Consider the following 20,262-nt stretch of genomic DNA (forward strand, 5'->3'; position numbering starts at 1 on the left):
ACCGCGGGGCCTCCTCCGAGCCGAGTGCCCCTCGTCCATACGGCCCCGGGGCCCCCCGCGTTCAGTCCGGACGCATGTCGATGTGCGCGGCCTCGCGCTCAACCGGCCGTACGCGCCGAGGAGTCGGGGCGCGCGAGGCCCAGCACGGCCGCGCTGCGGGCGTCCCCCACACCGACGCCGGGTCCACGTAGGGACGCAGCAGCGGGACGAGCCGCGGGTCGCCGAGGCCTCGAGCGGCTTCACCGGCCGCCTTCCGGGCGATCCCGGCGAGGAAGTCCGCCAGCTGCACCCGCGGATCGTCCCGCGCGACGACCAGCCGCACCTCCCGCAGTGCGACACCGGAGCGCCGGGCGGTGTCCTCGATCCAGGCGATGCGCTCGGGCGTCAGCAGGTTCTGCCGGTCGTGCACCAGCCGCACCGGACGGTGCCCGGGCCCGCTCCAGTACGCGGCCGTGGCGACGATCGCCGGGAGCAGCGGGTTGAGGACGGGGATGCGCGCCGCCGGGCCGCCGAGCAGCTCCGCCCGGTAGGCCTCGGCCCGCTCGCGCCCCGCCGTCAGCCGAGCCAGCACCGGCGCGGCCGCCGTACCGGCGTAGGCCCGGCACAGGTCGTCGAGCGTCTCGAAGAACAGCGGCACGGAGGACCCCGGCTCCGCGCCGTTACGGCTGCGCAGCAGCCGGTTGGCCACGGACAGGAACCGCTGCCACCCCTGCGCCTCGAGCGCCTCACGCCCCGTACGGAACAGCTCCGCCGCGGCGCCCGGGTCCTCCAGCAGCACGGCGGCCAGCCGGTCCACCACGAAGAACGACTTCTCGGTGAGGTGCACCCGCGCCGCCCCGTGCAGCGGACCGCCGGGCGCGAGCAGCCACTCCAGCACCGCCCGGTGCTTCTCCCGCAGCAGATGGGTCGCCTTGTACTCGGACGCCGGTGAGCGGATCCGCTCGCGGATCTCCCGCAGCGCGCCGGCCGCGACGGGGACGGGGACGTGCACACCGGCGTGCGCGAACACGTCGGTGTTCCCGCCGGTCAGGTTCTCGCCGTCCGACCCCGACTCGTCGCAGGCGATCTCCAGGACTGTCCCGTCACCGTCTCCGGGCGGCGCCCGGAAATGCTGATGTGGGTCCACACCACGCCCCCTATCGTGTGTTTCATGACCAGGATCCCGCACGACACGTCCGGTGAACCGAATCCCCTCACGGCGCTTTCCCTGGATCAGCTGCGCCGCCGCACCAGCATGAAGTGGCGGACCCATCCCGAGGACGTCCTGCCCGTGTGGGTGGCCGAGATGGACGTGCCCGTGGCCGAACCGGTCGTACGAGCGGTCACGGAGGCGATGCGGACCGGCGACACCGGGTATCCCGCGGGCACCGCCTACGCCGAGGCGCTGGCCGCCTTCGCGGGCAAGCGCTGGGACTGGCCCGAGCTCGCCGTGGAGCGCACCGCGATCGTGCCCGACGTGATGCTGGGCGTGGTCGAGATGCTGCGGCTGGTCACCGGACAGGGCGACGCGGTCGTGGTGAACCCGCCCGTCTACCCGCCCTTCTTCGACTTCGTGCGGCACGCGGAGCGCCGGGTGGCCGAGGCCCCGCTCGGCGCGGACGCACGGCTCGACCTCGACGTCCTGGAGGACACCTTCCGGGAGGTGACGGCCGGCGGTGGTCGGGCCGCCTACCTGCTGTGCAGCCCGCACAACCCGACCGGCACCGTGCACACCGCCGACGAGCTCACGGCGGTGGCGGCGTTCGCCGAGCGGTACGGGGTGCGCGTCGTCGCCGACGAGATCCATGCGCCCCTGGTGCTCGGTGACGCCCGCTTCGTGCCGTACCTGAGCGTGCCCGGCGGCGAGCGGGGGCTGTCGCTGATGTCGGCGTCCAAGGCGTGGAACCTGGCCGGACTGAAGGCGGCCCTCGCCGTCGCCGGACCCGGGGCGGGCGACGAACTGGCGCGGATGCCCGAGATCGTCGGCCACGGACCGAGCCATGTCGGCATCCTCGCCCACACCGCCGCCCTGCGGGACGGCACCGCCTGGCTGGACGCCCTGCTCGCCGGTCTCGACGCCAACCGCAGGCTGCTCACCGGCCTCCTGGCCGAACACGTGCCGGCCGTCCGGTACCGGCCGGGCGACGGCACCTACCTCGCCTGGCTCGACTGCCGCGACCTCGGCCTGGGCGACGATCCCGCCGCGGCGTTCCTCGCACACGGCCGGGTGGCGCTCACCGGCGGGCTGCCCTTCGGTACCGGCGGCGCGGGCCACGCCCGGCTGAACCTCGCCACTTCGCCCGAGGTGCTCACGGAGGCGGTACGGCGGATGGCCGAAGCCGCGCGGGCGGCGGGCGGCGCCCGTGGCTGACGACTGCTTCGCCCACCCCCGGCTCGCGGCCCTCTACGACCCGCTCGACGCCGACCGCGGCGACCTCGCGCCCTATCTGCGCATCGCCCGGGAGTTCGGAGCGCGCCAGGTGCTGGACATCGGCTGCGGCACGGGGGTGTTCGCCCTGCTCCTCGCGGACCACGGCCTGGGCGTCGTGGGCGTCGACCCCGCCGCCGCGTCCCTCGACGTCGCCCGCGCCAAGCCGGGCGCCGCGCGGGTCCGCTGGATCGAGGGCGATGCGACGGACCTGCCGCCGCTCCGGGCCGACCTCGCCACCATGACGGCGAACGTCGCCCAGGCGATCGCGGACCCGGGCACCTGGCACGCCACCCTGCGCGGCGCCCGGGCGGCACTGCGGCCCGGCGGTCACCTCGTCTTCGAGACCCGCGACCCGGCCCGGCGCGCGTGGGAACGCTGGACCCGCGAGCATTCCTACGCCCACGCCGACGTGCCGGGTGTCGGCGGGGTCGAGAGCTGGCACGAAGTGACCGACGTGGACGGCCCCTTGGTGTCGTTCCGCACGACGTTCGTGTTCGCGTCGGACGGAGCGGTCCTGACCTCGGACTCGATCCTGCGGTTCCGTGAACGCGAGGAGGTCGAGGCGGACCTCGCCGACCACGGCTACGTCCTGGAGGACGTACGGGACGCCCCTGACCGTCCGGGCCGCGAGTTCGTGTTCGTCGCGCGCCGGCCGGAGGGCTAGGGTCCCGGCCTCCTGCGAAGGAGCGGCCGGTCCCGCGCGGCCGGCGGACTCACCGGGTGGGCCGGCCTGGGCATCGTGAAACTCCTCGAAGGGCGCCGCGGGCAGACCTACGCCGACATGGAATGGGAACCCAAGGCCGCCTTCACGGCGGTGGCGCAGCGGTACCGGAGGTGACAGGTCATGTGTACGGCGGTCACGGCTCAGCCGGAGTGCCGGGGTCGCCAGACGTAACGGACGTCCGGCTCGCGCTCCTCGTTGCCCGAGCCGTCCGTGTGCTCGACCGCGAGGAAGCCGTGCCGTTCGTAGAAGCGCCGGGCCGGTTCGTTGACCTGGAAGGTCCACAGCGACAGCCCGTCCGGCCGCCGCCGCTTGGCCAGGGCCATGAAACGGTCGCCCAACCCCCGCCCGCGCCACGACGGTTCGAGGTAGAGCTGCTCCAGTTCTCCTCCCTCCAGCACGAGGACCCCCACCACACCGTTGTCCACGAGCGCCACCCAGGTCTCGTGACGGGGCACGACCACGTGCGGGAACCAGGCCCGTACCTCGGCGTCGTCATGCGCGCGGCGCACCGACGGCAGGGCGGCGGCGAAGGAACGCAGCCAGACGTCGGCCGCGCCGAGTGCGTCCGTACGGCCGGCACGGCGAAGAACGACATCATCACTGTTCACAGCGCGAGACTGTCGCAGACCACCCCTCGCACCGCATCCCGATTTCCCGCCGCCCGCCTCCGCCCGCGGAGTCCTGCGATCGCTTCCGGTCACGGTGCGGGGCGACTCCCGGCGGTACGGGCGCGAACGGGCCTACACTCGGGGCATGGACGACGCGTTGCGGGACCGGCTCGGGGCGGGGAAGTACCTCCTGCTCACCAGCTTCCGGAAGAACGGCACGCCCGTCGCCACACCGGTGTGGGTGGTGCGCGACGGCGACGCGCTCGGGGTGTGGACCGCCGCCGACTCCTGGAAGGTGAAGCGCGTCCGTGCCCGCGGTGACGTCCTCGTGGGGCCGTGCGACGTACGCGGCAACCCGACCGGTGACCAGGTACCGGCCACCGCTGAGGTCTGCGACGCGGACACCACGGCGCGCTACCGGGAGCTGATCGCCCGCAAGTACGGCGTGATGGGGCGGCTGACGCTGCTGGGCAGCCGTCTGCGCCGCGGTGCGAGCGGTACGGTGGGCATCCGCGTCACCCTCTGACTCGCGCCCGGCGCACGGCAGTTGAGTCAGGAGGGCCGTGTCAGGTCCAGGCCCGCAGCGGCTCGTCCACGAGCTGGAACACCGGCTCGCCGCGCACCGGGTCCTCCGCCGTCGACAGCCGCACCCGGTCGCCGCTGTGGATGCCGATGGGCGGGCCCATGACCCGCCCGCGCACCACGAACCCCTCGGCCATCTCGATCAGTGACACATTGCGTGCCGCCGGGGTGTTGCGGTGCAGCACCGTCGAGTGGCGCACGGTGCCGAGGCCCTCGCTACGCTCCGTCCGCAGGTCGCTGCCCTGACAGACCGGGCACAGCAACCGGTGGTACATCGCCGTGCCGCACCAGGTGCAACGCTGGAAGAGCATGGCGTCCTGGTCCGTGCCCCGCGGTTCGAGCAGGCGCGTAGCGGAACCGGCTGCCTGCTGAGCGACGTTCCCTGAGAAGTGGTACACGCTGGTCAACTCCCTGCACTCGGCCGGACTTCCACGCGCTCGGTCGCCCGGGCACGCGCCTGCCCGGTGGCCGTGCCACCGCGCACAGCCACAGATTATGGCACTGAGTGCCACGAGTAAAGGCACTCAGTACCCTCTTGTGCGGAGCGAGGGCGGCTTTCGAAGCCTCGCGGCATGTGACGGGTCTGGGTCCGCGATGGCCGGGCATACGGGCAACATCCCGACGAGAGGAGCTCGTTCATGCTCGGCATAGTGGCGGCGGTGCTGTTCTTCATCGCCTTTTTGATCAACGCGGCAGAGATCGGAACCAACGAGGTGTTCTCCTCGGTCAACGTCATGCTGCTGGGGCTGACCGCCCTGGCCCTGCATGTCGCGGGCATCGGGGCCGGCCGGCCCCGCAGACGCTGACGTGACCCCGACCGGGGGCCCGGCGCACGCACGGCGCCGGGCCCCCGGTGTCGTCAGTCGCAGGCCCGGGTCGCGGTGTTCTCCGTCAGGCCGCAGGAGTCGACGGGAGCAGCCGAGCAGGAACTGGACGGAAGGATGGCCGCACGCGGGCCCCGCACTTCGGCCACCCTCCGGGACGCCGAGGTGTCGGTGACGGCTCGGGTGTGCGGCAGCTGTGCGGCGACTGTGTGTCGGGCGACCGCACGGCTGTGTATCGGCTGTGCATCCGCCCCGCGTCCTCCCAGCTCGGCCGGGCGTTCGTGAGGCTTACCCCACCTCCGACGGCATCAGGATCACCGGCGCGGCGAGGCATCATGGAGTACCGGTCCCCGGCCCCGAACCCGGCCCCGGCCTGCCTGCCGCCCTTACCCACCCCGCGACGCCCCGTTGGAAGCACATGCCTGAGACCCCAGCCGTCACCGTCCTGCTTGTCGAGGACGACGAGGTGATCCGCCGGTCCGTCGCCCTGGCCCTGGAGCGCTACGGCTACCACGTGGTCACGGCCGCCGACGGGCTCGGCGGGCTGGAACTGTTCCGGGAGGGCCACCACGACCTGCTGCTCCTCGACGTGATGCTGCCCGGTCTGGACGGCATCGGCCTGTGCCGCCGGATCAGGGAGACCAGCACCGCACCCATCCTGATGATGTCGGCGCGCGGCGACTCCCTCGACGTGGTGTCCGGCCTTGAGGCGGGCGCCGACGACTACGTCGTCAAGCCCGTCGACACCGCGGTCCTCGTGGCCCGTATCCGCTCCCTGCTGCGCCGCGCCACCTTCACGCCCGCGCCGGCGGGCGGCCCGCCCGGCACACCGGACCGGCTCGTCTTCGGCGACCTGGCCATCGACCCCGCCGCACTGGAGGTGTACCGGGACGGCGCGCAGGTCGAGCTCGCCCCGACCGAGCTGCGGCTGCTCCTGGAGTTCGCCGAGCACCCCGGCATCGTGCTGGACCGGCAGACCCTGCTGCGCAACGTGTGGGACTACGGCTGGGACGGCGACTCCCGGGTCGTCGACCTGTGCGTGCAACGGCTGCGCAAGAAGATCGGCGCCGACCGCATCGAGACCGTCCGCGGTTTCGGCTACAAACTGCGCCGCTGACCCGGAGAGCCGGACATGCCGATCGTACGGGCGCTGCTCAACCTGCGCTCCCTGCACTGGAAGATCATCCTGTTGGTGAGCGTCGCCTGCGCCACCATGGCCCTCACCGTCGGGGTGCTGGTGCACGAGTCGACGCTGGCCCGGTCGATGCACGAGGGAGCCCTCAGGGCCGCCGACCAGCTCCACCGAGCGGAACAGGACGCCCGCCGCACCGGCCAGGCACCGCCCCTGGCGACCCCTGGCGAGCTCCCGGAGTCCCTGCTGCGCCAGGTCGAGCGGCACGGCAGCGGCACCCTCTACGAGGACGGGCCGCCCGCGCCCGCCTACTGGGCCGCCGAACGCAAGGACGGGCAGCTCTACGCCCTCAAGACCGACATGACCGCGGACCTGCTCACCCGGCAGGCCCTGGACCGGCACCTGTGGAAGTACTCGCTGGTCACCCTCGCCGTCGTCATCCCGGCGACGGCACTCGCCACGGAGCTGCCGGCCAGGCGGCTGCGCCGGGTGGCCCGCACGGCACGCCGCATCACGGCGGGCGACCTGGAGGCGCGCACCGGGATGGGCCGGCGGGGCGGCGACGAGATCACCGGGATCGCGGCGACGGTCGACTCCATGGCCGACAGCCTGCGCGAGCGCATCGTCAGCGAGCAGCGGTTCACCGCCGACGTCGCCCACGAACTGCGCACCCCGCTGATGGGCCTGGTCACCTCGGCCGGCCTCCTCCCCGAGGGAGAGGCGACGGAGCTGGTGCGGGACCGGGTGCGGGTGCTGCGCGACCTCGTCGAGGACCTGCTGGAGATCTCCCGCCTCGACGCGGGCGTCGAACACGTCCAGCCCCGGCGGGTGGCCCTCGCCGACCTGGTCGAGGAGTCGGTGGCCCGGACCGGCCTCCCGGCGACGGTCACCGCGACCGGCGCGCCGGCCGCCGAGACGGACCCGCGCCGGCTGGACCGCATCGTCACCAACCTGGTGGTCAACGCCCACCGGCACGGCGCCGGACCCGTGGAGATCACGGTCTCCGGCCTGACGGTCACGGTGCGCGACCACGGCCCCGGCTTCCCGGCGGACCTCCTGGCCCACGGCCCGCAGCGGTTCCGCACGGGAGCGGAGCAGCGCGGCCGGGGACACGGGCTGGGCCTGACGATCGCCCGGGGCCAGGCGAAGGTCATCGGCGCCCGGCTCGACCTCCGCAACCACCCGGTGGACGGGGGAGCGGTGGCGGAACTGCACCTGCCGGACGGGGCCACGCCACCCGGCCGGTGACCAACCCGCAGCGCGTGGCCCGCCGCCTGCGGGTCGCACCCCCGGACGCCCGCCTGCCGGTCGCTTCCCCCCGGGGATGGCCGTCGCGTGTCGGTCGCCTCCCCTCCCGGGGATGGCCGTCGCGTGTCGGTCGCTTTCCCCCCACGTATGGCCTCGCTTGCCGCGCCCACCCGGCGACCGGCAGGCGAGGCCATACGCCCCCCGATGAGTGCCGCCCGCCGTTGATACACGACTGACGTGTCACCGAGCGCCTCCGGTGCTCCGCCGCCCGTCCTCCGGACGCACCACCCCCGCAGCCTTGCTGCCGTACCCGCCGTACGTCAGCCCGGAGGTGGCACCCCGCATGTCCCTGTTCCCCGTCCCTCGCCACCGCACGAGGGGCACGCTGCTCGTCATGACCGGCCTGACGGCACTGGTCGTCCTGTTCGCCGTGTTCCCGGCCGGACTCAGCGGGGCGGGCGGCTCCGCCGGGCGGGACACCGCCCCGCGTGGCCGAAGGGCGGCCTCGGGGAGATCGCCGACGACGACGGTGTCCGGTGGCCGGAGGAGGGCCAGACCGCCGTGGCCCTGGAGGGCACCGGCCCGGTGGTGACGCGCGGCGCGCAGCGGCCCGTACCGATCGCCAGCCTCACCAAGGTGATGACCGCCTACGTCGTCCTCACCGGCCACCCGCTGCGGCCCGGTGAGGAGGGACCCCGGATCGAGGTGGACCGGGAGGCCGCGTACGAGGCCGGCGTGGGCGACGAGTCCACCGCCGTCGTCACGGCCGGCGACCGCCACACCCAGCGTGACCTGCTGGAACTGCTGCTGCTCCCCTCGGCGAACAACATCGCCCGCCTGCTGGCGCGCTGGGACGCCGGGAGCCAGGAGGCGTTCGTGCGGAAGATGCAGCGCGCCGCGGACGAGCTGGGCATGCACGACACCACCTACACGGGCGCCAGCGGCATCGAGGTGACGACCATCAGCACCGCCGCCGACCAGCTGAAGCTGGCCCGCCGGGCGATGCGGAACCCCGTCCTGCGCGACATCGTCGCGTCCCGCGAGGCCACCGTCCCCGGGGTCGGCCGGGTGAGCAACAGCAACACGCTGCTCGGTACGTCGGGCGTCGTCGGCCTCAAAACCGGCTCCAGCACTCCGGCGGGCGGCAACCTCCTGTGGGCGTCGGAGATCCACACCGGCGACCGCACCCGCCTCCTCCTCGGCGCGGTGCTGCACCAGCGGGCGGACACCACCCCGAGCGAGGGACTGGCAGCCGCCCTGGAGGCCGCCCACGCCCTGATCGACGGCCTCCGCGGCCGGCTGCTGCCGGTACGGACGGAGGGCTGAACGGCGATGACCATCACCCCGGCCCCGGACCGGCCCATGACGACGGCCGAGCCCCGGCCGCCCCGGAGACGGCGTCGCCGAGGCGCGCTGACGACCGCCTGCGCCGTCCTCCTCGCCGCGCTCCTCGCCTGCCCCGGTCTGCTGCCCGACAGCCCCGGACACCTGGGCAGCCTGGCCGACACCCTGCTCCCCTGGACGGCCCTCACGCTCCCCCTGCTGCTCGTCTCTGCCCTGGTCCGCCGCTCCCGTACGGCCCTAGCCGCCGTGGCCCTGCCGCTCGTCCTGTGGCTGACGGCCTTCGGCAGCACGCTCACCGACAAGTCCGCCGGCGGCGGCGACCTCACGGTCGTCAGCCACAACGTCAACCAGGACAACCCCGACCCGGAGGGCACCGCTCGCCAACTGGCCGCGGCACACGCGGACATCCTGGCCCTCGAGGAGCTGAGCCCAGGGACGGCACCCGTCTACGAACGCACCCTGGCGCCCGCCTACCGCTACCACTTCTTCCAGGGAACGGTCGGCATCTGGAGCGTCTTCCCCCTGCACGACGCGCGCAGCCTGCCGATCATGCCCTGGTCCCGCGCCCTGCGCGCCACGGCCGAGACACCCCGGGGGCCGCTGGCCGTGTACGTGGCGCACCTGCCGTCGGTGCGGGTGAGCCCCGCGGCCGGATTCACCACGGGCGCCCGTGACGCGGCGCTCGCCCGGCTGACCGGCTTCATCCGGGCGGAGGACGCCCCCCGGGCGGTGGTGCTGGGCGACTTCAACGGCTCCGCCGACGACCGGGCGCTGCGTCCTCTGACCTCCCGTTTCGCCTCCGCGCAGGCCACGTCGGGCGCGGGGTTCGGCTTCACCTGGCCGTCCGGTTTCCCGGTGGTCCGGATCGACCAGATCCTCGTCGGGGGACGTCGCGGCGCCACCTTCGGCTCACCTGGATCGACCAGATCCTCGTCCCGCGACCCGCAGCGACCACCTCCCGGTGGCGGCGCGGATCGCCCTCTGACGTGCGCGGGCGGAACACCTGAGGAACGGTGGCGGACGAGGCGATGAGCTTCGCACGCGGGCGGAGTCCTCCCTGTGTGACCGGCACCCCGCCCGTCCGCCGTCGCCCTCACGCCGACGCACACCCCCGAGGAGCCCGCCATGACCGCCACCTACACCTTCGACGTCTTCTCCAGCCTCGACGGATACGGGGGCGCCGGGGGCGACTGGACCGGATACTGGGGCAAACAGGGCCCCGAACTGCTCGACCACCGCCTCGCCCAGTACGCGGGGGAGCAGCGGATGGTCATGGGCGCCCACACCTACCGGGCCTTCGCCCAGATGCTGGCCACGAGCACCGAGGAGTCGGACGTACGCGACCCCTGGGTCACCCGGATGCGCGCCCTGCCGGCGACGGTGGTGTCGAACACCCTCCAGGAGCCGCTCGACTGGCCGGACGCCACGGTGGTCAAGGCGACGCCGTCGACGTCGTGGCCCGCCTCAAGGAGGAGTCCGACGTGCCGCTGCGCTCGCACGGAAGCCTGTCGATGAACCGGGCCCTGATGGAGGCCGGCCTGGTCGACCGCCTCCAGGTGACGATCTTCCCGGTGATCACCGGCCGCACCGGCCTGAACCGGATCTTCGAGGGCGCGGCCGACTTCGACCTGGAACTGATCGAGTGCCGCACCCTGGACAACCGCATCCAGGAATGCGTCTACCGCCCCACCGTGCACTGAACACCGCCCGCCGCAGGGCCTCCGGTGATCGAGGGCGGCCGACGGCCGTCATGATGAGTCGCACGTCCGTGCCATTCTCATGCGCGAGCCACGTCGCCCCGAGGAGCCCCCATGCCGTCCGTCCGCCCGCGGATCCTGTACGTCACCGACCTGGCCTACCGGCCCGTGGGCGGCGTTACTGCGACGAGGACATCTTCCTCACCTCCCGGCTGCGCGCGGACCTGGACCTCGCCCTGTGTCATCCCGGGACGCCGTCGCCCTGATGGGCGGGTTCGACGGCGTCGTGGTGCGCAACAGCGGGCCGGTGCTGGGGTACCTGGACGCCTACGAGGCGTTCCGCGCGCACGCCGTCGCGACGGGCACCCCGGTCTACAACCCGCTCACCGGACGCGGGGACATGGCGGGCAAGCAGTACCTGCTGGACCTCACCGAGGCCGGCTTCCCGGTGATCCCCACCGTCCGCCGGCCGGAGACCTGCACCGGCTGCCCCGCGCCGAGCGGTACGTCGTCAAGCCCCGGCTCGGTGCCGACTCCCACGGACTGCGCGTCGTCCCGGCCGGCGAGGTGGCCGCCCCGGCCGACGGCGACGTCCTGGTGCAGCCGTACATCGACTTCGTGTACGAGGTCTCCTTCTACTTCGTCGACCACTCCTTCCAGTACGCCCTCCACGCCCCCGACCCCGCGCGGCGCTGGCGCCTCGAACCGTACCGGCCGACCGCGGACGACCTGGACTTCGCCCGCCGCTTCATCGAGTGGAACACCCTCGACCACGGCATCCAGCGGGTCGACGCCTGTCGCGCGCCCGGCGGGGAACTGCTGCTGGTCGAGCTGGAGGACCTCAACCCGTACCTCTCCCTCGACGCCCTCGACGACGCGCGGCGCGACGCGTTCGTCGCCGCGATGTCGGCCTCCCTGCGTGACTTCCTGCGCGAGGCCGCCGGCTCACGGGGCTGAACCGGCGGGGCCCCTGGCACGTACCTCATGCCGTAGACGGATCGACTCCCCCGTCCGGTACGGAAGGAGAGCGACGTGACGACAGCGCAGGGGCCCGAGCCCTCTGACGGACCACCCCTCGAACCCGTCCGCGTGCTGCGACCGCGCCGCACCGACGCCCTCGCGGAGCTGTTCCGGGACATCGAGCGGGGCGACGACGAGGAGGTGGCGTCCCCTCCGCCGCCGGAGGGGTCCGAGGAGATCACCCGCGAACTCCCGCCGGTGCCCCCCGGCCCTGCGCCGGCCCCTCCCCGCCCGTCCCGGTTGCGCCGTGCCGCACCGGCCCTCGTGGTGGCCGTCGCCGCGCTGGCCGGCTTCGGCGGCGCGCTCCTGTTCACCGAGCCCCCGCGCGACGACAAAGCGGCACCGGCCGCCCCGGCGACGGCCCCCACGACCGGCGCCCCGGCGACGACCGCCCCGCCTGCCCCGGCCGAGGCGGGCTTCCTCCGCGAGGGCGACACGGGACCCGAGGTGGTCACCCTCCAGGAGCGGCTGCTGCGTGTCCCGGACGTCTACCGCGACGGCACCACGGACGGGCGCTACGACACCACCCTCACCGAGGCGGTCGCCCGCTTCCAGCTCTGGTACGGCGTCCGCGGCGACGAGACCGGCGTCTACGGCGACGACACCCGCCGGGCCCTGGAGACCCACACGGGCGGCCCATGACCTCCCGGGCGGTGTCCCCGAAGCGGGCTAGGAGTCCTGCGGTACGCGGATGTCCAGGACGCACACGTCGTCCCGGCGTTCCCCCTCCAGCATCGCGGCCAGCAGCGTCCCGAGGGCGCCGGCGCCGTCGGCGGGGTGGGTGATCGCGGCGTCCGCGAGGCGGGCCAGGCCCACGTCGATGTTCTCCGGCGGACGCTCGACCAGACCGTCCGTGTACAGCAGCAGCCGGTCGCCCGGTTCGAGGAGGTACTCGCTCTCCTCGAAGTACGGGGCGTTGGCGGCGCCGAGCAGCATGCCCGGGGGGCGCGGCAGATACGTCGCCTCGCCCCCGCGCAGCAGCAGCGGCGGCGTGTGGCCCGCCTGCGCCCAGACCAGGCGCCGGTCCGCCGCGTGGTAGCGGGCGAGGGCCATCGTCGCGGTGCCGTGGGCGTCCCGGGAGTGCAGCAGCAGTGTGTTGAGCCGGGCCAGCGCGCCGGTCAGTGACGAGCCGGTGCTGACCATGCCCTTCGCCGTGAACCGCAGTTGCGCCATGGTGGCGACGGCGTCCACGCCGTGGCCCGCGACGTCCCCGACGACGAAGAGGGCGTCCCCGTCGGGCAGTTCGACGGCGCTGAACCAGTCGCCGCCGACATGGATGCCGGCCTGCGCGGGCAGGTAGGCGACCTCGACGCGCAGCCCCGCCAGGTTCACCACCTTGTCGGGCAGCGGCAGCAGGGCGTTCTGCAGCCGCGCCACCAGGACCCGCTCGGACTGCAGCACGTCGTGCTGGGTGAGGATCGCCCGCTCGCTCTCCACCAGGGCGAGCTCGGCCCGCCGTCGCGCGGTCAGGTCCTGCACCACCCCGTGCACCTCGACGGGCGTGCCGTGGGAGTCCGCCACCACCTCGGTGACGAGCCGCAGATGCCGTACGTCGCGTCCGCCGCGGACCCGGAACGAGGCGTCGAACGGCTGCCCCTCGCGCAGCAGTGCCTTGACGGCCGCATCCAGCGAGGGCCGGTCGTCGGACAGCGCGAGCGCGGGGACGTCGACGAGCCGTACCGGCCCGTCCGCCGGGTCCCGGTCCAGGATCGTGAAGACCTGCGCCGACCAGGACGCCTCGTCCGTGGAGAGGTTCCAGTTGGCCCAGCCGAGGTTGCCCAGCCGCTGCAGCTCGGCCAGCCGCTGCTCCTGCCGGTCCGAGGAGGCGTGGCGGACCCAGGTGACGACCAGCGCGTCCTCCAGGCGCGACACCCGCACCGAATAGGTGGCCAGTTCCAGGACGCCGTCCACGGTCTCCTGGTGCGCGAACGGCTCGCTCTCGTACGGCCCGCCGCCGGCCAGGGTGTCCAGGCAGCCCTGCCACATCGGCAGGTCGGTCAGGTCGGGCCGCACCTCCCGCAGCCGCCGTCCGGTCGGTTCGCCCGAGGGGCTGCCCAGGAGATCGGCGGCCTGGGCCGTCGCGGCGTCGACGCGGAAGTCCTCGACGTCGCCGGACGCTCCGCTCAGCGGGGTGAGCAGCATCGCCGGGACGGGCAGGGCCGCGAACAGGGCCTGGACCGCGTCCGTGTGCGTGTCGGCGGCCGCCTCCGACGGGGCGGTGAAGGTGCGCAGGCGGCCGGCGCAGAGCCGGATCATCGCGTGCAGGTGCGTGCGGTCGCGCGGGGAGAAGACGCCGGGGCGTCCGCGCAGCACCCCGATGCACAGGTCGGAGTCGTCGCCGTCGGACAGCGGCAGCCAGACCCGGGACTGCCAGCGCTCGGGCGGCTCGCCGATCAGCAGGTACCGCGTGCTGTCCTCGGCGAAGTTCTCCAGCCAGCACGGTTCACCGGAGCGCAGGGCGTCCAGCACGGCGACCCCGCTGAACGGCGGGACCTGACGCCATCGGGCGGCCAGCCCTTCGTCGACGCCGGCGTGCCCGACCAGTTCCAGGCCGCCTCCGGGCCGCCGGGCGTAGATCAGCACCGAGTCCGCGTCCAGCTCCGGGGCGAGGTGGTCCAGCAGGCACCGGGCGAGGGTCTGGTGCGTGTCCACGTGGACCAGGCGCGGCCGAGGCGGGCCAGGGCGTCGGCGACGTCGTCGGGCGCGGGAGGGGTGCCGGGGCGTCCACGGGCGCTGCGGCCGCCGCGTCCTCGTTGCCGGAGTCGGGGCCGGCGGTGGTCGCGCCGGTGCTGGACCGGGCGGGCGTCCGCCCGCCGAGGTGATCCAGCACTCCTCCAGCAGGGTGCGGCGGGCGGCCTTGGCACGCCCGTGCAGGGTCTCCTCCGCGGCGTCGGCGGTACAGCCCGTGAGAGCCATCACAACGCCCTTGGCGCGCTCCACGACGACCGTCGTGGCGGCCCGCTCGCGCAGCCGGTCCATCTCCGCGCGCTGCTGGGCGACGACCCTGGCCAGTTCGACCAGGTCCGGGACCGTTCCGGGCTCGACCGGGGCAAGGCGATCGCTCTTCACGTCCCGAGCATTGCACACCTGCACCGGTTCGTTGACCGGCTTGTTCCTACGGATTCCCGGCACCGTCCGATCACGGCGCCCCGTCCGGACGCGGGGCCACGTGCGTGAGCCTCCGGCCCCATGAACCCCAGCAGCCCCACCTCGGGCGGCGCGCACGGTGCTCGCACCGGCCCTCGCGGCGCACACGCGGCGCACGCAGGACCGACCGCGCGAAGAAGACGGCCCTGCATGGGGGGCCACGCCGGCCGGGGCACCACCCACGGGGGCCCGCACCGGCGCGGGCCCGGTGGGGGACGGATCCCTGTGCGGGTCAGCGGCCGCTTTCGTCCAGGGCCTGCGTCACCGCCCGCACGCTGCGGGCGATGTGCTGGAGCTGCATCAGCTCGGCGGCATACAGCTTGATCGTGTGCTCGATCACGCCCTCGTGCAGTCCCAGCCGGGGCAGGTCGGCCCGTGCGGTCTGCAGGGCGGTGCGCGCCACCCGGATCTCGTGCTCGACCTGGATCTGCGCGTGCCGGGCCAGCAGGACGGGGTGCCGGATGAACGCCGGGTAGCTCGCGTACCGCGCTGGTACCAGCTCGCGCAGCCACTTGGCCGCCGAGCGTTCCCAGTCGTAGCTCCCGGGGGTCTTGACCTGGCAGGGCCAGTCTGGACTGAGGCGCGTGGACGTCAGGGGCATGATCATCGCTTCCGGGTGTACGGCGTCGCGGGCGACGGGGTGGGGCGGCCCCGGTCCAGGGGATGACCGGGGCCGCCACGGGTGGCCGGGCCGGGGAAGCCCGGCCGAACACCCTGGCCGCCGATGCGGGTAGGAGCCGGCGGCTTCGGGTGTTCGCGCGGGTGCCCGGTGGAAACCGGTGCCGGGCCGCGGTGTCGGTGCGTGCAGCGCATGGCGGCCGTAGGCCTCCAGGGGGCGAGCGGGTGCGGTGGGCGGAGCGCGGTCCGGAGCGGCCGGTCCGTGATCCGTGAGCAGTATTTATATATGCCATCCGCTTTTCAAGACGCATGAAAACATTCATGCCTGCTTCGAAGCGGGCGGTGACGGTGACGACCGGCGGGTACGGGTTCAGTCCCGGAGGAAGAACTGATGCTCGTCGGCCACCTGCTCGTAGTCCTCGAGCCGGGCCTGGGTCCGCTCCGGATCGGCGTCCGTCATGGCCTGCAGCAGCGCCGCGCACATCACACCGGGGGCGGCGTAGGAGTCGAACACCAGACGGGAGCCGGTACCGGTGGCGAACGTGACGTCCGCCTCGTCCGCGAGCGGCCCCAGCGCCAGATCGGTGATCAGCGCGACCTTCAGCCCGGCGCTGCGCGCCACCCGGATCGCCGTCAGGGTTTCCTGCGCGTGCCGCGGCATGGAGAAGGCGAGCACCCAGGTGCCGCCCGCTTCCCGCGACTGCAGCAGCGCGTCGTAGGCCACGCTGCCGCCCAGCGTCACCAGCCGCACGTCCGGGTGGATACGACGGGCGGCGTAGGCGAAGTACTCGGCCAGGGAGACGGAGATGCGCAGACCCAGCACCGTGAGGGGAGCCGAGGCGGACAGCTTGCGGCCGACCTCGATGACCCGGTCGGTGTCGGCGAGGTCCCGCCGCAGGTTCTCCAGGTTCTCGATCTCCGCGTCGACCGCGGCCTGCAGCTCGTTGGCCCGGTTCTCCTCGGCGTGCCCGCCGGAGCGGGTGCCGAGGGTGATCGCCTGGAGCCTCTCCCGCAGCGCGGGGTAGCCGCTGAAGCCGACCGCGGAGGCGAAGCGGGTCACCGACGGCTGGCTCACCCCGACCCGGTCCGCGAGGTCGGTGATCGACAGGAACGCCGCCTCGGTGATGTGCTCGATCAGGTACTGGGCGATGCGCCGCTGGCCGGGGGAGAGCCGGGGCCGGTCGAAGAGGGTGCGGAGCTGGGCCGTCGGGGACAACTCCGTGTCCGGGCCCGCCTTCCCCGAGGTGATCGCGGATGCCTGTGCGCGTGCCTGCTGCGGCGATGGCACCGGTGCGCCTCCTTCGTCTCCCACGAGGGTTCAACATAGCCCACACACCCGGGTGACCAGCCTCGTCACCATCCCGCTCCGGCCCCGCCACGCCGGTTGCCCCCGGCGCCCGCACCGCCCCCGCTTCCCGCGCGGTACCGGCCTCCGTACCGCCCCGGATCCCCGACCGGCACCACGCCCGCACCGCACCCTCACCCTCTGGGGCGAGCCCGCTTCCGATGCCGGGGGATATCCCCGCCGGCTCAGGGAACCCGCCGACACAGCGCTGCACAGCGACCACGCTCAACAGCCCCGGAACACGAGCACGACCCCTGAGATCACGAGGAGCACAGCGGACATGACCGTCCCCGAGGAGAACCGGCCGAAGACCCACGACACCGACGAGACCCTCGAGCAGCGGCCCGAGGGCGACGCGCAGGCGCAGGGCGGCACCGGCCGGACCATGCGCGAGGCGCTGGAGGAGGCCGAGATCCGGCCCGACGACTACGAGGAGCGGTAGGGCATGCCGCTCGGATCACGCCGCGGGCGCGGGGGCCCGGCGGTCCCCGGCCGTGCGGCCTGGTCCGAACGCCATGCCCGCCGCACCGCCCGCCCCCACGTCCCGACGCGACCGAGTTTCGGCAGGTGACAGCATGAGCGCCCTCAGCACGCTGGAAGAGGCACTGGAGAACCGATGGGAGGCGCTGTGGGCGCGGATGTTCGGGCGTGATCCGCTCGAACTCGTCGACGCCCTGCGGCGCGAGTGCGACAGTAACGCCGTCGTGTGCCACGCGGGACGGGTGATGGTCCCCAACGCCTACGACGTCGAACTGGCCGCCCCGGTCCACGAGGAGCTGACCCGGCGGGGCGACAGCGTCGGGCAGGTGCTCACCGACCGGCTGGCCCGGCACGCCGCTCGCCACGGCTACGAGTGGGCGGGCCCCCTCACCGTGCACGTCCGCCGCTCCTCCGAGGTGCCCAACGGCCGTTACCGCGTGGCCAGCACGGTGATGCGGCATGTGAGCGCGGTCGGTTTCCGGCGCGCCGCCCAGCCGGCCGACGGCTGAGTCAGCCGCGGCTCCGCGCCCCCCGCGGGTGGGCGGGCCCTCACCGCCGGTAGAGCGTGATCGAGTGCCCCACCTGGTCGATCCGCCTGCTGCCGCCGATCAGTTCGGCCAGCCGCCCGGTCGCCTTGGCCGCCGCGGAGTCCGACACCACCAGCACCCCGTGCACCGCGTGCGGCGGTACCCGGCGCGGATCGTCGGCGTCGATCCCGTAGTACGCGGGCACGCCCGCCCCCTTGTACACCAGCCAGATCCGCTCGCCCCGGTACCGCTCGTCCAGCCGGTCGGCGAGCCGGCCGAGGTCCTGCCCCCAGTCGACGTTGGAGTCGTGCAGCCGGTACCGGGTCTGCGCGGGCCCGCCGAACGCCTCGTTGGAGTACGGCAGATAGAAGGGGAACGTCCGCAGTGAGCTGACCGCCACGAACGCCACCAGCGTGCCCGCCACCACCGGCGTCCACCGCCACCGCACCAGCACCACGCACCCGGCGGCCACCGCGAGGAACATCGGCAGGAAGACGGCGTACCGGGTGCCGAAGTCCCGCGACCCGTACATGGCCGCCGCCAGCAACACCGCGGGCGCGGGCAGCAGATACGGTACGGCGGGCCGCAGCGGGCGCAGCGCCGTCACGACGACCGCCCCCGCCGCCCACAGCGCCAGCGCGCCCAGCGGTGTCTTCACCAGCAGCGCCGCCGGCAGGTAGTACCAGAGCGATCCCGTGTACAGCTCCCCGAAGAGGAAGCCCTGCCAGGGCCGGTTCTCCAACCCGAACTGCATCCGCATGCCGTCCCGGAACGGTTCGGGGAGCGGCAGCAGTTGCACGGCGAGCCCGCGCATCCCGCCGACCACGGGGACGTCGTGCGGCGGCCCCCAGCGCAGCCGGGGATCGACGATGAGATACGCGGCCCAGACCGCGGCGCACGCGACGAGCCCGAACACCACGGCACCCCCGGCCGCCCGGCCGAGCCGGCGTCTCCGCCCACCGGGAGCGGCCCGCCACACCGACACGGCGGCCAGCCCCGCCAGCACCGGCAGCGCGGGTAGCACACTCATCTTCGTGGCCAGGGCGGCCCCGAACGCCCCACCGGCGAGAGGTACATACAGGTACGGCCGACGGCGTGCCCGCCACAGCAGCCACACCGAGGTGAGCACGAACCCGGCGGCCGGGACGTCCAGCGTGGCCAGTGAGCCGTGGGCGATCACGTCGGGGGAGAGGCAGTACAGCCCGAGCGCAATCAACGCGCCTGCCGTGCCCGCCAGTTCGCGGGCGAACACGTACACCACCAGTCCGAACAGCAGCGTCAGGACGATGACCGGCAGCCGCGACCAGAACATCACCCGCCAGGGGTCGTTGCCCGACTCGTACAGCAGCCGGCGCCCCAGGTCGGTCTGGTCGCCGTCGAATCCTGGCTCGAGACGGGGATCGGCCACCGCCACCCCGGCGGCGATCACCAGCTTGCCGAGCGGCGGATGTTCGGCGTTGAACCGCAGGCTGTGCTCGTCCAGATAGACCGCTGCCGTCCCCACGTACACGGGTTCGTCGATCGTCGGCGTCTGCCGCACGGCGGCGGTCACCATCGCCACCGCCATCTGCCCCAGCAGCAGTACCACCGCCACGACGACGCCCCACCGCCGCACCGCACCGCGCAGCGGTGACCCGCCGCCCCCGCCCGCACCGTCGACGGCGACCGCGTCCGGCGCCCCCGCCGCCACAAGACCCCTCATGGGCCCCCACTCTCGCACCGTCCCGCCCTGCGCGGCGCCCGTCCGGGCGATCCGGCCGCCCGCGCTCCTCGCACCCGACCCCGCGTCAGCCGGCCGCGGACCCTCCCGAGCCCCGCACCGTCGGCACCGTCGGCACCGTCGGCACCGACGGCACCGACCGCACCGCCGACCCCGGCACCACGAGGTCGGCGCGGTCCCGGGTCGCCGCGACCAGTGCGGCGTTGCGCTCGTCGGACCGCCGCACCCAGGCGACGGCCTCCTCATGGCTCTTGCCGAAGCGTTCGTGCCGGGCGATCAGCCGCCGCAGCCGCTCCTCCTCGTCCGGCGCGCAGAACCACACCTCGTCGAGCAGTGGCCGCACCCGCGCCCAGGCGCCGGTGCCGAGCAGCAGGTAGTTGCCCTCCGTGATCACCAGGCGCGCGGCCGGCGGCACCGGGATCGCGCCGGCCAGCGGCTGCTCCAGGTCCCGTTCGAAGCCGGGCGCGTACACCACCTCGTCGTCGCCCTCCTCACGCAGCCGCCGCAGCAGGGCCGCGTACCCGGCTGCGTCGAAGGTGTCGGGGGCGCCCTTGCGGTCCCGGCGGCCGAGCCGGTCCAGCTCGGCGTCCGCGAGGTGGAACCCGTCCATCGGCACCCACGCCACCCACGGCTCCCCGGAGCCGTTCAGTTCACGCACCAGGCACTCGGCGAGCGTGGACTTGCCCGCGCCCGGACTGCCGGCGATGCCGAGGACCGCGCGCCGCCCGCCCCGGGGCAGGGCACGGGCACGGTGGAGGAGGTCGTCGAAGGTCAGCACCACACGGCAGAGTGTGTCACCCGGCGGACCACACCACCCGTGTGGCCCGCGCCACTCA

General features: G+C 73.9%; 19 protein-coding genes and 2 pseudogenes. 13 read left to right on the plus strand and 8 right to left on the minus strand.

The window, feature by feature from the left end; all coding sequences use genetic code 11:
• Positions 1 to 61 precede the first annotated feature (61 nt).
• Positions 62 to 1,126, minus strand: coding sequence for a hypothetical protein (locus F3L20_RS16910; RefSeq protein WP_240810666.1), 1,065 nt, complete (start codon positions 1,124 to 1,126; stop codon positions 62 to 64).
• A gap of 24 nt (positions 1,127 to 1,150) precedes the next feature.
• Here F3L20_RS16910 and F3L20_RS16915 point away from each other — a divergent pair, with 24 nt between their 5' ends.
• Positions 1,151 to 2,350, plus strand: coding sequence for a MalY/PatB family protein (locus tag F3L20_RS16915; RefSeq protein WP_150155100.1), 1,200 nt, complete (start codon positions 1,151 to 1,153; stop codon positions 2,348 to 2,350).
• A complete protein-coding gene (locus F3L20_RS16920; RefSeq protein WP_150155101.1) occupies positions 2,343 to 3,074 on the plus strand; it encodes a class I SAM-dependent methyltransferase in 732 nt (243 codons plus the stop codon). The genes F3L20_RS16915 and F3L20_RS16920 overlap by 8 nt, the downstream gene beginning before the upstream one ends.
• Positions 3,075 to 3,274: 200 nt before the next feature.
• Here the strand turns inward: F3L20_RS16920 and F3L20_RS16925 are convergent, their stop codons facing one another.
• Positions 3,275 to 3,742: a GNAT family N-acetyltransferase gene (locus F3L20_RS16925; RefSeq protein ID WP_150155102.1), complete on the minus strand. Its 468-nt coding sequence runs from the start codon at positions 3,740 to 3,742 to the stop codon at positions 3,275 to 3,277.
• Between the two features lie 145 nt (positions 3,743 to 3,887).
• On the opposite strand from F3L20_RS16925, the gene F3L20_RS16930 reads away from it, so the two are divergent.
• Positions 3,888 to 4,268 carry a PPOX class F420-dependent oxidoreductase gene (locus tag F3L20_RS16930; RefSeq protein ID WP_150155103.1) on the plus strand — a complete coding sequence of 127 codons (381 nt, stop codon included), beginning with the start codon at positions 3,888 to 3,890 and terminating at the stop codon, positions 4,266 to 4,268.
• A 40-nt stretch (positions 4,269 to 4,308) separates the two neighbouring features.
• On the opposite strand, the gene F3L20_RS16935 is transcribed toward F3L20_RS16930, so the two are convergent.
• Complete coding sequence (locus F3L20_RS16935) at positions 4,309 to 4,722, minus strand: Zn-ribbon domain-containing OB-fold protein (protein ID WP_150155104.1); 414 nt, start codon at positions 4,720 to 4,722, stop codon at positions 4,309 to 4,311.
• Positions 4,723 to 4,962: 240 nt separating this feature from the next.
• On the opposite strand from F3L20_RS16935, the gene F3L20_RS34000 reads away from it, so the two are divergent.
• The 8 genes and pseudogenes from F3L20_RS34000 to F3L20_RS16970 all read left to right on the plus strand — a co-directional run bounded on the left by F3L20_RS34000 (position 4,963) and on the right by F3L20_RS16970 (position 12,231).
• The gene (locus F3L20_RS34000; protein ID WP_167534540.1) at positions 4,963 to 5,130 is read left to right on the plus strand and encodes a hypothetical protein; all 168 of its coding nucleotides are present in this window, start codon (positions 4,963 to 4,965) and stop codon (positions 5,128 to 5,130) included.
• A 436-nt stretch (positions 5,131 to 5,566) separates the two neighbouring features.
• A complete protein-coding gene (gene cseB, locus F3L20_RS16940) occupies positions 5,567 to 6,265 on the plus strand; it encodes a two-component system response regulator CseB (protein ID WP_145824615.1) in 699 nt (232 codons plus the stop codon).
• 15 nt (positions 6,266 to 6,280) lie between these two features.
• The gene (locus F3L20_RS16945) at positions 6,281 to 7,528 is read left to right on the plus strand and encodes a sensor histidine kinase (protein ID WP_150155105.1); all 1,248 of its coding nucleotides are present in this window, start codon (positions 6,281 to 6,283) and stop codon (positions 7,526 to 7,528) included.
• 561 nt (positions 7,529 to 8,089) lie between these two features.
• A complete protein-coding gene (locus F3L20_RS16950; RefSeq protein ID WP_346768014.1) occupies positions 8,090 to 8,854 on the plus strand; it encodes a D-alanyl-D-alanine carboxypeptidase family protein in 765 nt (254 codons plus the stop codon).
• 6 nt (positions 8,855 to 8,860) lie between these two features.
• Positions 8,861 to 9,904: an endonuclease/exonuclease/phosphatase family protein gene (locus F3L20_RS16955; RefSeq protein ID WP_346768015.1), complete on the plus strand. Its 1,044-nt coding sequence runs from the start codon at positions 8,861 to 8,863 to the stop codon at positions 9,902 to 9,904.
• Between the two features lie 93 nt (positions 9,905 to 9,997).
• Positions 9,998 to 10,572 (plus strand): annotated as a pseudogene (locus F3L20_RS16960) (dihydrofolate reductase family protein).
• 111 nt (positions 10,573 to 10,683) lie between these two features.
• Positions 10,684 to 11,526: pseudogene (locus F3L20_RS16965) on the plus strand (hypothetical protein).
• Between the two features lie 75 nt (positions 11,527 to 11,601).
• On the plus strand, positions 11,602 to 12,231 hold the full coding sequence (locus F3L20_RS16970; protein ID WP_150155106.1) for a peptidoglycan-binding domain-containing protein: 630 nt from the start codon (positions 11,602 to 11,604) through the stop codon (positions 12,229 to 12,231).
• A gap of 27 nt (positions 12,232 to 12,258) precedes the next feature.
• Here the strand turns inward: F3L20_RS16970 and F3L20_RS16975 are convergent, their stop codons facing one another.
• From F3L20_RS16975 to F3L20_RS16985, 3 genes are all read right to left on the minus strand, one after another.
• A complete protein-coding gene (locus F3L20_RS16975) occupies positions 12,259 to 14,658 on the minus strand; it encodes a SpoIIE family protein phosphatase (RefSeq protein ID WP_240810667.1) in 2,400 nt (799 codons plus the stop codon).
• 310 nt (positions 14,659 to 14,968) lie between these two features.
• Positions 14,969 to 15,343 carry a hypothetical protein gene (locus tag F3L20_RS16980; protein ID WP_206338787.1) on the minus strand — a complete coding sequence of 125 codons (375 nt, stop codon included), beginning with the start codon at positions 15,341 to 15,343 and terminating at the stop codon, positions 14,969 to 14,971.
• Positions 15,344 to 15,724: 381 nt separating this feature from the next.
• The gene (locus F3L20_RS16985; protein WP_167534541.1) at positions 15,725 to 16,642 is read right to left on the minus strand and encodes a MurR/RpiR family transcriptional regulator; all 918 of its coding nucleotides are present in this window, start codon (positions 16,640 to 16,642) and stop codon (positions 15,725 to 15,727) included.
• Between the two features lie 337 nt (positions 16,643 to 16,979).
• Here F3L20_RS16985 and F3L20_RS34005 point away from each other — a divergent pair, with 337 nt between their 5' ends.
• Both F3L20_RS34005 and F3L20_RS16990 read left to right on the plus strand, forming a co-directional pair.
• Positions 16,980 to 17,141: a hypothetical protein gene (locus F3L20_RS34005; RefSeq protein ID WP_167534542.1), complete on the plus strand. Its 162-nt coding sequence runs from the start codon at positions 16,980 to 16,982 to the stop codon at positions 17,139 to 17,141.
• Between the two features lie 133 nt (positions 17,142 to 17,274).
• The gene (locus F3L20_RS16990; RefSeq protein WP_150155107.1) at positions 17,275 to 17,688 is read left to right on the plus strand and encodes a DUF3662 domain-containing protein; all 414 of its coding nucleotides are present in this window, start codon (positions 17,275 to 17,277) and stop codon (positions 17,686 to 17,688) included.
• 40 nt (positions 17,689 to 17,728) lie between these two features.
• On the opposite strand, the gene F3L20_RS16995 is transcribed toward F3L20_RS16990, so the two are convergent.
• Positions 17,729 to 19,273, minus strand: coding sequence for a phospholipid carrier-dependent glycosyltransferase (locus F3L20_RS16995; protein ID WP_240810944.1), 1,545 nt, complete (start codon positions 19,271 to 19,273; stop codon positions 17,729 to 17,731).
• A gap of 220 nt (positions 19,274 to 19,493) precedes the next feature.
• Entirely contained in the window at positions 19,494 to 20,207 is a 714-nt protein-coding gene (locus F3L20_RS17000) for a nucleoside/nucleotide kinase family protein (RefSeq protein ID WP_150155109.1), read from the minus strand.
• Positions 20,208 to 20,262: the final 55 nt, after the last annotated feature.

Source organism: Streptomyces tendae, assembly GCF_008632955.1.
In the GTDB taxonomy this organism is placed as follows: Bacteria; Actinomycetota; Actinomycetes; order Streptomycetales; family Streptomycetaceae; genus Streptomyces.